This is a genomic window from Pseudomonas sp. FP198 (assembly GCF_030687895.1).
In the GTDB taxonomy this organism is placed as follows: Bacteria; Pseudomonadota; Gammaproteobacteria; order Pseudomonadales; family Pseudomonadaceae; genus Aquipseudomonas.
Window position 1 is genome coordinate 2359532 of sequence record NZ_CP117452.1, and the last position, 14844, is coordinate 2374375.

The window sequence follows — 14844 nt, forward strand, 5'->3', positions numbered from 1 at the left end:
TTCCAGGGCAAGCGGCGTTTTTTATTGCAACGTGAAGATTTACTCTTCGATGTTGCCCATGGCGGTGGTGTTGAAGCCGCCGTCTACGTACATGATTTCACCGCTGATGCCCGACGCGAGGTCCGAGCACAGGAAGGCGCCGGCGTTGCCGACTTCTTCGATGGTGACGTTGCGACGCAGCGGGGTTTGCGCTTCGTTGGCGGCCAGCATCTTGCGGAAGTTCTTGATGCCGGAAGCGGCGAGGGTGCGGATCGGGCCGGCCGATACGCAGTTCACGCGGGTGCCGTCCGGGCCCAGGGAGCCGGCCAGGTAGCGGACGCCGGCTTCCAGGGAAGCCTTGGCCATGCCCATGACGTTGTAGTTCGGCATGGTGCGCTCGGCGCCCAGGTACGACAGGGTCAGCAGGCTGCCGTTGCGGCCTTTCATCATTTCGCGACCGGCCTTGGCCAGGGCCACGAAGCTGTAGGCGCTGATGTCGTGGGCAATGCGGAAACCTTCGCGGGTGGTGGCTTCGGTGAAGTCGCCGTCCAGTTGGTCGCCCGGGGCGAAGCCCACGGAGTGCACGATGCAATCCAGGCCATCCCACTTCTTGCTCAGTTCTTCGAAGACCTTGGCGATTTCTTCATCGCTGGCCACGTCGCACGGAAAGCACAGTTCAGGGCTCGAACCCCAGCCTTGCGCGAACTCTTCGACACGACCCTTGAGTTTGTCGTTCTGATAAGTGAAGGCAAGCTCAGCGCCCTCGCGATGCATGGCGGCAGCGATGCCGGATGCGATGGACAGCTTGCTGGCGACACCGACGATCAGTACGCGCTTACCGGCGAGAAAACCCATGTGTTGCTCCTCTTTCAGGTTATTCGGCAGTTGTCGGGGCCAGGAAAGCGGCCTCCAGCAACTGCTGTGTATAGGGGTGTTGCGGCGCGGCGAATATGCTGCGGGCATCACCTTGTTCGACCACTTGGCCATGCTTGACCACCATCAGCTGGTGGCTCAGCGCTTTGACGACAGCCAGGTCATGGCTGATAAACAGGTACGTCAGGTTGTACTTGGTTTGCAGCGACCGCAACAGCTCCACCACTTGGCGTTGCACGGTACGGTCCAGGGCCGACGTTGGTTCGTCCAGCAGAATCAACGCCGGCTTGAGCACCAGGGCCCGGGCAATGGCGATGCGCTGCCGTTGCCCTCCGGAAAATTCGTGGGGGTAGCGGTTCCGGGTTTCCGGGTCCAGGCCTACCTCCTTCAATGCCGCGATTATCGCTTGTTCCTGTTCGGCTGCGGTGCCGATCTTGTGGATCCGCAGCCCTTCACCGACGATCTGGCTCACACACATCCGCGGGCTCAGGCTGCCGAACGGGTCCTGAAACACCACTTGCATCTCCCGGCGCAACGGCCGGACCTGCTGCTGCGACAGGCTGTCGAGCTGCTTGCCCTCGAAGCGGATCCCGCCCTGGCTGCCGATCAACCGCAAGATCGCCAGCCCCAGCGTGGACTTGCCGGAACCGCTCTCGCCGACGATGCCCAGGGTCTGGCCCTGGGGCAGGCTGAAGCGAATTCCGTCCACCGCCTTGATGTAATCCGTCGTGCGCTTGAACAGGCCTTTCTTGATCGGGAACCAGACTTTCAGGTCCTCGACCTCCAGCAGCGGCGGGCCGACCACATTGGTCGCCGGGTTGCCGCTGGGCTCGGCGGCCAGCAATTCCCGAGTGTACGGATGTTGCGGCGCGCGGAACAACTCTGCGCACGATGCCTGTTCGACGATGCAACCGCGCTGCATGACACATACGCGATGCGCAATTCTTCGCACCAGGTTCAAATCGTGGCTGATCAGCAGCAGCGACATGCCCAGGCGCGCCTGCAAATCCTTGAGCAGATCGAGGATTTTCAACTGCACGGTGACGTCCAGGGCGGTGGTCGGTTCGTCGGCTATGAGCAATTCCGGCTCGTTGGCCAGGGCCATGGCGATCATCACCCGCTGACGCTGGCCACCGGACAGTTCGTGGGGCAACGCCTTGAGCCGTTTGTGCGGTTCGGGGATGCCGACCAGTTCCAGCAGCTCAAGGGAGCGACGGGTGGCGACCTTGCCGGTCAGGCCCTTGTGGATGCCGAGCACTTCATTGAGCTGTTTTTCAATGCAGTGCAGCGGGTTCAGGGAAGTCATCGGCTCCTGGAAAATCATCGCGATCCGGTTGCCACGGATATGGCGGATGGTCTTTTCCTTGAGGCCCAGCAGATTCTGACCGGCGTACTGGATGGTCCCGGTCGGGTGGTGGGCCAGCGGGTAGGGCAGCAAGCGCAGGATCGAATGGGCCGTCACCGACTTGCCCGAGCCGCTTTCACCCACCAGGGCGAGGGTTTCGCCGCGCTTGATGTCGAAGCTGACGCCCTCGACCACGCGCTGGCGGCGTTCGCCAACGATGAATTCCACCGCCAGGTCGCGTACTTCGATCAGATTGTCCTGGTTCATTTCACTTCCTCGGATCGAAGGCATCGCGAGCGGACTCGCCGATGAACACCAACAGGCTCAGCATGATCGCCAGCACGGCGAATGCGCTGATGCCCAGCCAGGGCGCCTGCAGGTTGGACTTGCCCTGGGCCACCAGCTCGCCGAGGGATGGCGCTCCGGCCGGCAGGCCGAAACCGAGAAAATCCAGGGCGGTGAGGGTGCCGATGGCGCCGGTGAGGATGAACGGCATGAAGGTCATGGTCGAGACCATGGCATTGGGCAGGATGTGGCGGAACATGATCGCGCCATTTTGCATGCCCAGCGCCCGCGCGGCGCGCACGTATTCGAGGTTGCGCCCGCGCAGGAACTCGGCGCGCACCACATCCACCAGGCTCATCCAGGAAAACAGCAACATGATGCCCAGCAGCCACCAGAAGTTCGGCTGGACGAAGCTGGCGAGAATGATCAGCAGATAGAGCACCGGCAGCCCGGACCAGATTTCCAGGAAGCGCTGGCCGGCCAGGTCTACCCAGCCGCCATAGAAGCCCTGCAACGCACCGGCGATCACCCCGATGATCGAGCTGAGCACCGTCAACGTCAGCGCGAACAGCACTGAGATACGAAAGCCATAGATGACCCGCGCCAGCACGTCGCGGCCCTGGTCATCGGTGCCCAGCCAGTTCACCGACGAGGGCGGTGCCGGGGCCGGGACCTTCAAGTCGTAGTTGATGCTCTGGTAGCTGAATGGAATCGGTGCCCACACGACCCAGGCGTCCTTGGCGGCGAGCAACTCGCGGATATACGGGCTCTTGTAGTTGGCCTCCAGCGGGAATTCGCCGCCGAACGTCGTTTCCGGGTAACGCTTCAGAGCCGGGAAGTACCAGCCGTCGTCGTAGTGCACCACCAGCGGCTTGTCGTTGGCGATAAGCTCGGCGCCCAGGCTGAGGACGAACAAGAACAGAAACAGCCACAACGACCACCAGCCACGCTTGTTGGCCTTGAACAGTTCGAAACGGCGACGATTGAGAGGGGAGAGATTCATCTCAATGCTCCCGGCTTTCGAAGTCGATACGCGGATCGACGAAGGTATAGGTCAGGTCGCCGATCAGTTTCACTACCAGCCCCAGCAGGGTAAAGATGAACAGTGTGCCGAAGACCACCGGATAATCACGGTTGATGGCGGCTTCGAAGCTCATCAGCCCGAGGCCGTCGAGGGAGAAGATCACTTCCACCAGCAGCGAGCCGGTAAAGAAGATCCCGATGAACGCCGAAGGGAAACCGGCGATCACCAGCAGCATGGCGTTGCGAAATACATGCCCGTAGAGCACCCGGTTGCGCGTCAGCCCCTTGGCCTTGGCGGTGACCACGTACTGCTTGTTGATCTCATCGAGGAAACTGTTCTTGGTCAGCAGGGTCATGGTGGCGAAGTTGCCGATCACCAGGGCGGTGACGGGCAAGGCCAGGTGCCAGAAATAATCGAGGATCTTGCCGCCCAGGCTCAGCTCTTCGAAATTGTTCGACGTCAGGCCCCGTAATGGAAACCAGTCGAAATAGCTGCCGCCGGCAAACACCACGATCAGCAGGATGGCGAACAGGAACGACGGGATCGCGTAGCCGATGATAATCGCCGAGCTGGTCCACACGTCGAAATGGCTGCCGTGCCGCGTGGCCTTGGCGATCCCCAGCGGGATCGACACCAGGTACATGATCAGCGTGCTCCACAGCCCGAGGGAGATCGACACCGGCATCTTTTCCTTGATCAGGTCGATGACCTTGGCGTCGCGGAAAAAGCTGTCGCCAAAGTCCAGGCGGGCGTAATTCTTGATCATGATCCACAGGCGTTCGGGGGCCGACTTGTCGAAGCCGTACATGCGCTCGATTTCCTTGATCAGTGCCGGATCCAGGCCTTGGGCGCCGCGGTAGGAGGAGCCGGCCACCGACACTTCCGCGCCGCCGCCGGCGATGCGGCTGGTAGCGCCTTCGAAACCTTCGAGCTTGGCGATCATCTGTTCCACCGGCCCACCGGGCGCGGCCTGGATGATCACGAAGTTGATCAGCAGGATGCCGAACAGGGTCGGGATGATGAGCAGCAGGCGCCGAAAAATATAAGCCAGCATCGGGTTACTCCACGCTCACAGGGGCGGCGACTTGCTGCTCGATCACTTGTTTTTCCACTTCTTCGGCCGGCTTGATGTCCGGTTTGACCCACCACGTGGTAGTGCCGATGTCATAGGTCGGGGTGATTTCAGGGTGGCCGATGTGGTTCCAGTAGGCCACGCGCCAGGTCTTGATGTGCCAGTTGGGGATCACGTAGTAGCCCCACTGCAACACCCGGTCCAGCGCCCGGGCATGGGCCACCAGGCTCTTGCGCGAATCGGCGTTGATCAGCTGTTCCACCAACTGGTCGACGGCCGGGTCCTTCAGGCCCATGATATTGCGGCTGCCCGGTTTGTCCGCGGCAGCCGACATCCAGAACTCGCGCTGCTCGTTACCCGGTGAGCTGGACTGCGGGAAGCTGCCCACCACCAGATCGAAGTCCCGGGAGCGCACGCGGTTGATGTACTGGGACACGTCGACGCGGCGAATCACCAGCTCGATTCCCAGGTCGCTCAGGTTGCGCTTGAAGGGCAGCAGCACCCGCTCGAATTCGGTCTGGGCCAGGAGGAATTCCAGCACCACCGGTTTGCCCTGAGCATCGACCATCTTGTCGTCGACGATGCGCCAGCCGGCCTCTTGCAGCAACTGATAGGCCTTGCGCTGCTGGTCGCGGATCATGCCGCTGCCATCGCAGACCGTTGGCTGGAAGGTTTCGGTGAAGACCTGTTCGGGAATCTTGCCGCGCAGCGGTTCGAGAATCTTCAATTCGTCTTCGCCGGGTAGACCGGTCGCGGCCATTTCCGAGTTCTCGAAATAGCTGCGGGTGCGGGCGTAGGCACCGTGGAACAACTGCTTGTTGGTCCACTCGAAGTCCAGCAACAGGCTCAACGCCTGGCGCACCCGCACGTCCTGGAAGATCGGGCGGCGCAGGTTGTAGACAAAACCCTGCATGCCGGTGGGGTTGCCGTTGGGGATCTGTTCCTTGATCAAGCGGCCTTCGCTGACGGCGGGAATGTTGTAGGCGTTGGCCCAGTTCTTGGCGGCCATCTCCAGCCAGAAATCGAATTGCCCGGCTTTCAACGCCTCTACCGCCACAGTGTTGTCGCGGTAGTAATCGGTGGTCAGTACATCGAAATTGTAGAACCCTCGGTTGACCGCCAGGTCCTTGCCCCAGTAGTCCTTGACGCGCTCGTAGCGGATCGAACGCCCCGCCTTCACTTCGGTGACCCGGTAGGGGCCGCTGCCGAGGGGGATCTCCAGGTTGCCCTTGTTGAACTCGCGGTTGGCCCACCAGTGCTTGGGCAGTACCGGCAGTTGGCCGAGGATCAGCGGCAGTTCGCGGTTATTGGTGTGCTTGAACTTGAACAGGACCTTGAGTGGCGTCTCGGCGACGACTTCGGCGACGTCGTTGTAATAACCGCGAAACATCGGGGCGCCGTCCCTGGTCAGGGTCTCGAAGCTGAACACGACGTCTTCGGCGCGCACCGGATGGCCGTCGTTGAAGCGGGCTTCGGGGCGCAGGTAGAAGCGCACCCAGCCATTGTCCGGGGCCTTCTCGATCTTTTCGGCGATCAGGCCGTACTCGGTAAAGGGCTCGTCGAGGCCTTGCTTGGCCAGGGTGTCGTAGATCAGGCCGATATCCTCGGCCGGTACGCCCTTGCTGATAAACGGGTTGAGGCTGTCGAAGCCACCAAACCCGCCCTGGCGGAATATCCCACCCTTGGGGGCATCCGGGTTTACATAATCGAAATGCTTGAAGTCGGCCGGGTACTTTGGCGGCTCGTTATACAACGTCAAGGCGTGCTGCGGCGCGGCACAGGCCAGCCCGGCGAATAACAGACCGCTGGCCTGCAGGAGCAGGGCGCGTAAAGGCTTCATTGATCTTTCTCCGAAGATTTCAGCCACCATGCGCTCAGGCCCAGGGTATAGGGCGGCGTAGTGACGAAGGCGAACCGGTTGCGGTACGCCAGGCGATGATAATTGAGATACCAGTTGGGAATGCAGTAATGCTGCCATAGCAGCACGCGGTCCAGGGCCTTGCCGGCGGCGACCTGTTCGTCGCGAGTCTGGGCGGCGAGCAGCTTCTCCAGCAGGTGATCGACCACGGGATTGGCGATGCCCGCATAGTTTTTACTACCCTTGATCCCGACCTGGCTGGAGTGGAAATACTGCCATTGCTCAAGGCCCGGGCTGAGGGTCTGGCTCAGGGTCAGCAGGATCATGTCGAAATCGAACTGGTCCAGGCGCTGCTTGTACTGGGCGCGGTCCACCGTGCGCAGACGGGCCTGGACGCCGATGCTGGCGAGGTTCTCGACGTAGGGCTGGAGGATGCGCTCCAGGTTCGGGTTCACCAACAGGATTTCGAAGCGCAAGGGCTGCTTGTCGGCGTTCAGCAAGTGCTGGCCGTGGAGGGTCCATCCGGCTTCTTTCAACAGACCCAGGGCCTTGCGCAGTGTCTCGCGCGGAACGCCGCGACCGTCGGTGCGAGGCAGGCTGAAGGGTTCGGTCAGCAACCGGGGCGGCAATTGTTCCCGATACGGCTTGAGCAGCAGCCATTCGTGGCCCACCGGCAGGCCCGTGGCCGAAAATTCACTGTTGGGGTAATAGCTGAGTGTGCGTTTGTAGGCACCGCTGAATAATGTGCGGTTGGTCCATTCGAAATCGAACATCAGCCCCAGGGCTTCGCGCACCTTGACCTCGGCGAAGGTGCTGCGCCGGGTGTTCATGAACAGGCCCTGGGTCTGGGTCGGAATCTGATGGGGAATCTGCGCCTTGATCACATCGCCACGGTTGATCGCCGGGAAGTTGTAGCCGTTGGCCCAGTTCTTGGCCTGGTGTTCGATGTAGATATCGAATTCACCGGCCTTGAACGCTTCGAAGGCCACCTCGCTGTCGCGGTAGAACTCGACAACCATGCGGTCGTAGTTGTATTTGCCGCGATTGACCGGCAAGTCCTTGCCCCAGTAGTCCTTGACCCGTTCGAAGACCAGTTGGCGACCGGGCTGCACCTTGGTGATGCGGTAAGGGCCGCTGCCCAGGGGAGGCTCGAAGGTGGTCGCCTTGAAGTCGCGGTCTTTCCAGTAGTGCTGGGGCAGCACCGGCAGTTCCCCCAGGCGCAGGATCAGCAAGGGATTGCCCGCACGCTTGAAGACAAAGCGGATTTTCAGCGGATTGAGGATATCGACCCGCAGCACTTCCTGCAGGTTGGTGCGGTATTGCGGATGACCTTCCTTGAGCAGCGTCCTGTAGGAAAACGCCACGTCATAAGCGGTGATCGGCACGCCGTCATGGAACCGCGCCTCCGGCCGCAGGTTGAACACCACCCAGCTACGGTCCTCGCTGTATTCCACGAATCGGGCGATCAAGCCGTAGCTCGACGTCGGTTCGTCGCCGGACGGTGCGTACTGGCCGGTGCCAACCATCAACGGCTCGTTCAATTCATTGATGCCGTATTGCAGGAAGTTTGCCGTGGAGACCGGGCTGCTGCCCTTGAAGGTATACGGGTTGAGTGTGTCGAAGGTGCCAAATGCCATGACCCGCAAGGTGCCGCCCTTGGGCGCTTGCGGGTTGACCCAGTCGAAGTGGGTGAATCTGGCCGGGTACTTGAGCGTGCCGAACTGCGCATAGCCATGGCTTTCGCTGATGGTGGCGCCGGCGGGGGAGCTCAAGGCCAGGCTGATCAGGAACAGGAGGAGGGGACGTATCAAGTCTGAGATCCGATCCAGGCGGCTTGGGCTTTTATGGCCTGTACAGTAACAGCTTGTATCGGCAGGAAAAAGGCGGGGGGCTTGTGGCGAGGGGATTTATCCCCGCTGGGGCGCGAAGCGGCCCTGGAACCTGACAACTCGGTGTGTCAGATAGATCCAGGGGGGCTGCTTCGCAGCCCAGCGGGGATAAATCCCCTCGCCACAACAAGCTCCCTTGCTTCAGGGAGCCCCGGTGTCAGTGCGGGGAATAGACCGTCAGCATCTGCCCAGGCTTGAGCGCCTTGCCCATGCGCGGGTTCCAGCGCTTGAGGTGCTGCATTTCGACGTTGAAGCGCTTGGCAACCACGTAAAGCGAGTCGCCTTGCTTGACCTTGTATTGGGTCTGCTTCTTCTGTTCCTTGCCCTTGGCGGCCACGACGGTGTTGATGCGTTTGCCGCTGGCCTTGGTTGCCTTGGTGGCCTTGACGTCCTGCATGACCAGGGTCTGGCCGACCTTGAGCTTGTTGCCGCTGAGCTTGTTCCAGCGTTGCAGGTCCTTGGTCTGGACGTTGTTGGCCTTGGCGATCTGGGCCAGGTTGTCGCCGCGCTTGACCCGGTAGCTGCGCCGTACACCTTCCACTTCGCTGTCATCGGCGTTTTCGAAGACCGGCTTGAGCGAGCGCGGGCTGATCAACTCTTCCGGGCGCATGGTCGACAGGCTGGCGGTCAGCAACTGTGCCTTGGAGGTCGGGACCAGCAAGTGTTGCGGGCCGTCGATGGTGGTGCGCTGCTTGAACGCCGGGTTGAGTTGGAACAGCTCGTCTTCGTCGATGTTCGCCACCGCTGCGACCTTGGAGAGGTCCATGCGCTGGTTGATCTCGACGACCTGGAAATAGGGTTCGTTGGCGATCGGGTTGAGGTTCACGCCGTAGGCATCGGGGGCCAGTACTACTTGGGACAGCGCCAGCAGCTTCGGCACGTAGGCCTGGGTTTCGCTGGGCAGAGGCAGGTTCCAGTAGTCGGTGGGCAGGCCGAGCTTTTCGTTGCGCTCGATGGCCCGGCTGACCGTGCCTTCACCGGCGTTGTAGGCCGCCAGCGCCAGCAGCCAGTCGCCGTTGAACATGTCGTGCAGGCGCGTCAGGTAATCCATGGCGGCCGTGGTCGACGCAGTGATGTCGCGACGTCCATCGTAGAAACGCGTCTGGCGCAGGTTGAAATAACGCCCGGTGGAGGGGATGAACTGCCACAGGCCCACCGCGTTGGCGCGGGAATAGGCCATCGGGTTGTAGGCGCTTTCGATTACCGGCAACAGCGCCAGCTCCAGCGGCATGTTGCGCTCTTCCAGACGCTCGACGATGTAGTGGATGTACAGGCTGCCACGCTCGCCGGCGTTTTCCAGGAAGGACGGATTGCTGGCGAACCACAGGCGCTGCTGCTCGATGCGCGGGTTGACCCCGGCGGTTTCCTGCAGTTGGAAGCCCTGGCGCATGCGTTCCCATACGTCCTGGGGCACTTGCGGGCTGGGTTTTTCCGTCAGCCACACGGGTTTTTGCTTGGCTCGCGCGGCGATATTCGGCGTATGCGCGACATCGGTCTGCGGCACCTGGCTGGTGCTCTGGCAGCCGGCCAGCGTGGCGGACACAGCCACCGCGATGGCTTGAGCCAAGCGGGTCAATGTGTCTGACTGGACGGACCTGCGAATAGATGACGACATTGGCTGGAAGTAAGTTCCGGGCAAAAATGTCGGCCGATTCTAGGAAGCGCACCCCAACAGGTCAACCATTCAGAATTTTTGTATCAATTGGTAGCTGGCTTAGAACTTATCTTTCCAGGCCCTCAAGGCCGCAAAAACCTCACTCGCCGTCTGGTTACGCTGGCCGTTCCGTTCGTCTGCTTTTTCTTTAACGGATGTTTCAGAGGTGCGCAAAAACGGATTGGTGAGCTTTTCCAGGGCCAGGGTCGACGGCAGGGTGATGACGCCCTGGCTGCGCTGCTCGGTGACCTTCTCCAGGCGCGCGGCAATGTCCGGGTTGGCCGGCTCGACCGCGACGGCAAACTTCAGGTTGCTCAGGGTATATTCATGGGTGCAGTAGACGAGCGTATCGTCGGGCAGTGCGGCGAGGCGGCTCAAGGAGTGGTGCATCTGTTCGGGCGTGCCCTCGAAGAGCCGGCCGCAACCAGCGGCGAACAGCGTGTCGCCGCAGAACAGCAGGCCGCGATGGTAGTAGGCGATATGCCCAAGGGTGTGTCCGGGCACGGCGTGGATATCGAAGTCCAGGCCCAGCACGTTGACCTTGGCATTGTCCTCCAGGGCGATGTCCCGCGCCGGGATGTTTTCGCCGGCCGGCCCGTAGACGGTGGCGTTCGTCGCGCTTTTCAGCGCCGCGACACCGCCGACATGATCATGGTGGTGGTGAGTGACCAGGATGTCGCTCAGGACCCAGCCCGGATGGGCGTCGAGCCAGGCCCGCACGGGGGCGGCGTCGCCCGGGTCGACCACGGCGCAGCGTTGGGTCGAGTGATCCTGTAACAACCAGATGTAGTTATCGGTAAACGCGGGCAGGGCACTGATCTGTATCATCGCTGAATTCGCCAAGCTCAAAACAAAGGCGCATCTTAGAACTTCCTGGCGCGTTGGAGAATGCAATGACCGATGAAGCGTTCGCTCAGGCTGATCCTGAATGGCTGGCATTGATCAGTTCCGCCCGTGAATGGCTGTCCGGCCCTGTCGGGCAATTCCTGCTGGAAGAAGAACGGCGCATGCTCGAAGACGAGTTGGGCCGGTTCTTCGGCGGCTACCTGGTGCATTACGGCCCCTCGGCGCAGACCCCGCCGTCGGCGCCGCAGGTGCAGCGCAACGTACGCCTGGGCGCGCCGTTGCCTGGCGTGGAGATCGTCTGCGAGGAGCAGGCCTGGCCGTTGAGCGAGCATGCCGCCGACGTGGTGGTCATGCAGCACGGCCTGGATTTCTGCCTGTCGCCCCACGGGCTGTTGCGCGAGGCCGCCAGCAGCGTGCGTCCCGGTGGCCATTTGTTGATTATCGGCATCAACCCCTGGAGCAGTTGGGGGCTGCGTCATGTGTTCGCCGGCGACGCGCTGCGCCAGGCCCGTTGCATCTCGGCTTCGCGAGTGGGCGACTGGCTCAACCTGCTGGGCTTCGCGCTGGAGAAACGCCGCTTCGGGTGCTATCGTCCGCCGCTTGCGTCGCCCAAGTGGCAGGCCCGTCTGGCCGGCTGGGAGCGCAAGGCCGGTGACTGGCAATTGTCCGGCGGCGGCTTCTATCTGTTGGTGGCGCGCAAGATCGTCGTCGGCTTGCGCCCGGTACGCCAGGCGCGGCGCGAGCCGGTGGGCAAGCTGATTCCCTTGCCGATGGCCAAGGTCAATCGCCGTCACATCGAGCCGTAACTTTTATTTCCAATGGTTCTGGCCGGCATTCGGCTTCGGGCGTCGAGCGGTCCCGACCGGCGGGCCTTTGCATTTTTTCTGGATAGATTGGCATGAGCGATAGCGTAGAACTTTTCACTGACGGCGCCTGCAAGGGCAATCCGGGCCCGGGTGGCTGGGGTGCGTTGCTGGTGTGCAAGGGCGTGGAAAAGGAACTCTGGGGCGGCGAAGCCAATACCACCAACAATCGCATGGAACTGATGGGCGCCATTCGCGGCCTGGAAGAACTCAAGCGGCCATGCGATGTGCTGCTGGTGACCGACTCGCAGTATGTAATGAAAGGCATCAACGAGTGGATGGCCAACTGGAAGAAGCGCGGCTGGAAAACGGCGGCGAAGGAACCGGTCAAGAACGCTGATCTCTGGAAGCTGCTGGACGAGCAGGTCAACCGCCATAACGTCACCTGGAAATGGGTGCGCGGGCACATCGGCCACCACGGCAACGAGCGGGCCGACCAGTTGGCCAATCGTGGGGTGGATGAGGTGCGTGGGTATAAGCAGGCTTGATCCGGGCCTCACCACAAAAGCAGGCTCAGGCTCATCCCCTGTCTGGGCGTGCTAATATCCGCGCTTTTGCAAGACTGCCCGTTTGAGAGCTGAACACTGATGGCCAACAGATCTGTAGTACTGGATACCGAAACCACCGGCATGCCGGTGACCGACGGTCACCGGATTATCGAAATCGGCTGTGTCGAGCTGATCGGTCGGCGCCTGACCGGTCGTCATTTCCACGTTTACCTGCAACCGGACCGCGAAAGCGACGAGGGTGCCATTGGCGTGCACGGCATCACTAACGAGTTCCTGGTGGGCAAGCCGCGTTTCGCCGAGGTAGCCGATGAGTTCTTCGAATTCATCCAGGGCGCGCAGTTGATCATCCATAACGCGGCGTTCGACGTCGGGTTCATCAACAATGAATTCGCCCTGATGGGCCAGCACGACCGGGCCGACATCACCCGGCATTGCACTATCCTCGATACCTTGATGATGGCGCGGGAGCGGCATCCGGGCCAGCGCAACAGCCTTGATGCCTTGTGCAAGCGCTATGGGGTCGACAACTCCGGTCGTGAGCTGCACGGCGCCTTGCTCGACTCCGAGATCCTCGCCGACGTCTACCTGACCATGACTGGCGGTCAGACCAGCCTGTCCCTGGCCGGCAATGCGTCTGACGGCAATGGCACCGGCGAAGGTTCGGGTAACCAGGCGAGCGAGATCCGGCGTTTGTCGGCAGACCGCAAGCCGGCCCGGATCATCCGCGCCAGCGAAAGCGACCTGGCCGAACATGCCGCGCGTCTGGAAGCCATCGCCAAGTCCGCCGGTGCCCCGGCATTGTGGACGCAATTGGTCGAGGCGCAGGCTGCCGCGAGTTGATGAGATATCTGTGGGAGCGAGCCTGCTCGCGAAAGCGCTGGTTCAGTTGGCATCTGTGTCGAATGTGCCGACGTCTTCGCGAGCAGGCTCGCTCCCACAAGAGTTTGCATCGTTCAGTTGTCGGCGCAGTCGCCAATACCTTCCAATCTGAAGTAAAGGCAGGCCATGGTTATTCGCGTGACGTGTGAAGATTCGACAAGCAAGGGCAATGGATGGCTTCGCGCCGTTGGTTGTCTCAAGGAATGAGGACCTTCCCCAGTATGCAACCGGTCATGAATCCCAAGCACCCCGGCCTGTCGGTGCGCGTCGCCGATGACGGCTTCGCCGCTTATATCTGGGGCAGCGATTTCAGTTTCGAAGTCAGCGTCTACGGCACGGCGCAGATCGGCCGGCCGGTGAGCCAGTGGCCGGTGACGCCGATCGTTCCCTACCGCAAGTGCTACGGCATCGACCCTGAAGAGTTCAGCAGTTTTCGCGATGCCCCGGACAGCGAAATCTTCATGGCCTACCTGGACGACCAGCCGGTCGGGCATCTGGTCGTCAGCACCAATTGGAACGGGTATGCCCATATCGACGAGTTGGCGGTGCATGCCCCGGCACGCCGACATGGGGTAGCCAAGGCCTTGCTCGATGTGGCCCAGTTCTGGAGCCGCAAGAAAAAACTGCCGGGCATCATGCTGGAAACCCAGAACAACAACCTGGGCGCCTGCCGGCTTTACGAGCGCTGCGGCTATGTGCTCGGCGGCATCGATCACCTGCGCTATCGCGGCATTGACCGACACACCGCCGAGGTGGCGCTGTTCTGGTACCGGTTGTTCGACGATCCACTGGGCATGACGGTCAGTGGTTCAGCAACGCCTCGGCTTGTTCCGTGATCCGTTCCAGCAACGACTGGACCGCCGGTGAAGGCGTCGCACCGTTCAGGCTCAATGCATAGAGGCAGATGGGCACGGCCGGCGATACCGGACAGATGTCCAGGTCGCCGCCCCTGGCCCCCGAGGCGGTAAACGGGTCGACAATCGCCAGGCCTTCGCCGGCCTCCACCATTGCCCGCATCATCTGATGAGTCTGCACGCGTATCTGCACCACCGGCGCCGGGCGCAGTGCGCCAAGCTTGTGGTCGAACGCCGGGCTCAGCGGATCATGCCCCTCCAGCCCGACCAGCGACTGGCCCGCCAGATCCTGAACCGACAGGTATTTCTGTCGTGGTTGCAGCCAGCCATGGGGCGCCAGCAACTGCAGTTTGCCTTGGGCGATCATCTGGCAATCGATGTCGGGGTGTTCGGGATCGTGCAGGCTCAGGCCCAAGTCGCTTTCACGCAGCAGCAGGCTCTTGACGATTTCCCGGGTCGGCTGGCTGAGCAGCGTGCACGGCGCATCCGGATGGCGCCGACGCAGCGCGGCAATGCTCAGGGGTAACAGCTGTTGGGCCAGTGGTGGGGTGCAGATGATGCGCAGGGGCGGCGCCTGATAATGCTTCAGGCTGGCGGCCATTCGCTGTATCGGTTCGAGGGTGTCGTACAGCCGCGTGATGCCTTCGCGTAATTCCAGGGTTTCCCGAGTCGCCTGCAAGCGTCCGCGCACGCTGGCGAACAGCATGAAACCGAGCTGGGCCTCCGCATCGCGCAGGATCGACTCGACTTCGGCCACCGGCAATTGCAGCCATTCGGCCGCGGTACCCAGGTGGCCAGTCTGCAGCAGCGCCTGGATCACTTCGATGTGGCGTAAACGCATGCAAGAGGTCCGTATTAGGCAGGTAAGCCATTGAGTGGCTGAATCCTAACCCAATTACGGGTGCGACTTCTGC

General features: G+C 61.8%; 13 protein-coding genes. 4 read left to right on the top strand and 9 right to left on the bottom strand.

Annotated features, from left to right (window positions below):
* Nucleotides 1–39 precede the first annotated feature (39 nt).
* The 8 genes from fabI to gloB form a co-directional block, all read right to left on the bottom strand.
* Nucleotides 40–834 carry an enoyl-ACP reductase FabI gene (gene fabI, locus PSH78_RS10970; RefSeq protein WP_003202751.1) on the bottom strand — a complete coding sequence of 265 codons (795 nt, stop codon included), beginning with the start codon at nt 832–834 and terminating at the stop codon, nt 40–42.
* Nucleotides 835–853: 19 nt separating this feature from the next.
* Complete coding sequence (locus PSH78_RS10975) at nt 854–2464, bottom strand: ABC transporter ATP-binding protein (protein ID WP_305500431.1); 1611 nt, start codon at nt 2462–2464, stop codon at nt 854–856.
* A 1-nt stretch (nt 2465) separates the two neighbouring features.
* The gene (locus tag PSH78_RS10980; protein ID WP_305500432.1) at nt 2466–3485 is read right to left on the bottom strand and encodes an ABC transporter permease; all 1020 of its coding nucleotides are present in this window, start codon (nt 3483–3485) and stop codon (nt 2466–2468) included.
* A 1-nt stretch (nt 3486) separates the two neighbouring features.
* Nucleotides 3487–4560, bottom strand: a complete 1074-nt coding sequence (locus PSH78_RS10985) for a microcin C ABC transporter permease YejB (protein ID WP_305500433.1) — start codon at nt 4558–4560, stop codon at nt 3487–3489.
* 4 nt (nt 4561–4564) lie between these two features.
* On the bottom strand, nt 4565–6418 hold the full coding sequence (locus PSH78_RS10990) for an extracellular solute-binding protein (protein ID WP_305500435.1): 1854 nt from the start codon (nt 6416–6418) through the stop codon (nt 4565–4567).
* Nucleotides 6415–8247 carry an extracellular solute-binding protein gene (locus PSH78_RS10995; RefSeq protein ID WP_305500436.1) on the bottom strand — a complete coding sequence of 611 codons (1833 nt, stop codon included), beginning with the start codon at nt 8245–8247 and terminating at the stop codon, nt 6415–6417. Before PSH78_RS10995 ends, PSH78_RS10990 begins: the two co-directional genes overlap by 4 nt.
* 235 nt (nt 8248–8482) lie before the next feature.
* Nucleotides 8483–9940, bottom strand: coding sequence for a transglycosylase SLT domain-containing protein (locus tag PSH78_RS11000; protein ID WP_305500437.1), 1458 nt, complete (start codon nt 9938–9940; stop codon nt 8483–8485).
* A 99-nt stretch (nt 9941–10039) separates the two neighbouring features.
* Nucleotides 10040–10807: a hydroxyacylglutathione hydrolase gene (gene gloB / locus PSH78_RS11005; RefSeq protein ID WP_305500439.1), complete on the bottom strand. Its 768-nt coding sequence runs from the start codon at nt 10805–10807 to the stop codon at nt 10040–10042.
* Between the two features lie 65 nt (nt 10808–10872).
* Between gloB and PSH78_RS11010 the strand changes: the two genes are divergently transcribed.
* The 4 genes from PSH78_RS11010 (at nt 10873) to PSH78_RS11025 (ending at nt 13912) form a co-directional block, all read left to right on the top strand.
* A complete protein-coding gene (locus tag PSH78_RS11010; protein ID WP_305500440.1) occupies nt 10873–11631 on the top strand; it encodes a class I SAM-dependent methyltransferase in 759 nt (252 codons plus the stop codon).
* Nucleotides 11632–11723: 92 nt separating this feature from the next.
* The gene (gene rnhA / locus PSH78_RS11015) at nt 11724–12176 is read left to right on the top strand and encodes a ribonuclease HI (protein WP_030142629.1); all 453 of its coding nucleotides are present in this window, start codon (nt 11724–11726) and stop codon (nt 12174–12176) included.
* Nucleotides 12177–12275: 99 nt separating this feature from the next.
* Entirely contained in the window at nt 12276–13037 is a 762-nt protein-coding gene (dnaQ, locus tag PSH78_RS11020) for a DNA polymerase III subunit epsilon (RefSeq protein WP_305500441.1), read from the top strand.
* Between the two features lie 260 nt (nt 13038–13297).
* Nucleotides 13298–13912 (top strand): GNAT family N-acetyltransferase, encoded by a 615-nt coding sequence (locus PSH78_RS11025; protein WP_305500442.1) that lies wholly within the window; start codon nt 13298–13300, stop codon nt 13910–13912.
* Here the strand turns inward: PSH78_RS11025 and PSH78_RS11030 are convergent.
* A complete protein-coding gene (locus tag PSH78_RS11030) occupies nt 13878–14771 on the bottom strand; it encodes a LysR substrate-binding domain-containing protein (RefSeq protein WP_305500443.1) in 894 nt (297 codons plus the stop codon). The two genes, PSH78_RS11025 and PSH78_RS11030, sit on opposite strands and share 35 nt — an antisense overlap.
* Nucleotides 14772–14844 lie beyond the last annotated feature (73 nt).

Coding starts and splice junctions, on each gene's coding strand:
- fabI (WP_003202751.1), bottom strand. CDS start 834: ATGGGTTTTCTCGCCGGTAAGCGCGTACTGATCGTCGGTGTCGCCAGC.
- PSH78_RS10975 (WP_305500431.1), bottom strand. CDS start 2,464: ATGAACCAGGACAATCTGATCGAAGTACGCGACCTGGCGGTGGAATTC.
- PSH78_RS10980 (WP_305500432.1), bottom strand. CDS start 3,485: ATGAATCTCTCCCCTCTCAATCGTCGCCGTTTCGAACTGTTCAAGGCC.
- PSH78_RS10985 (WP_305500433.1), bottom strand. CDS start 4,560: ATGCTGGCTTATATTTTTCGGCGCCTGCTGCTCATCATCCCGACCCTG.
- PSH78_RS10990 (WP_305500435.1), bottom strand. CDS start 6,418: ATGAAGCCTTTACGCGCCCTGCTCCTGCAGGCCAGCGGTCTGTTATTC.
- PSH78_RS11000 (WP_305500437.1), bottom strand. CDS start 9,940: ATGTCGTCATCTATTCGCAGGTCCGTCCAGTCAGACACATTGACCCGC.
- gloB (WP_305500439.1), bottom strand. CDS start 10,807: ATGATACAGATCAGTGCCCTGCCCGCGTTTACCGATAACTACATCTGG.
- PSH78_RS11010 (WP_305500440.1), top strand. CDS start 10,873: ATGACCGATGAAGCGTTCGCTCAGGCTGATCCTGAATGGCTGGCATTG.
- rnhA (WP_030142629.1), top strand. CDS start 11,724: ATGAGCGATAGCGTAGAACTTTTCACTGACGGCGCCTGCAAGGGCAAT.
- dnaQ (WP_305500441.1), top strand. CDS start 12,276: ATGGCCAACAGATCTGTAGTACTGGATACCGAAACCACCGGCATGCCG.
- PSH78_RS11025 (WP_305500442.1), top strand. CDS start 13,298: ATGCAACCGGTCATGAATCCCAAGCACCCCGGCCTGTCGGTGCGCGTC.
- PSH78_RS11030 (WP_305500443.1), bottom strand. CDS start 14,771: ATGCGTTTACGCCACATCGAAGTGATCCAGGCGCTGCTGCAGACTGGC.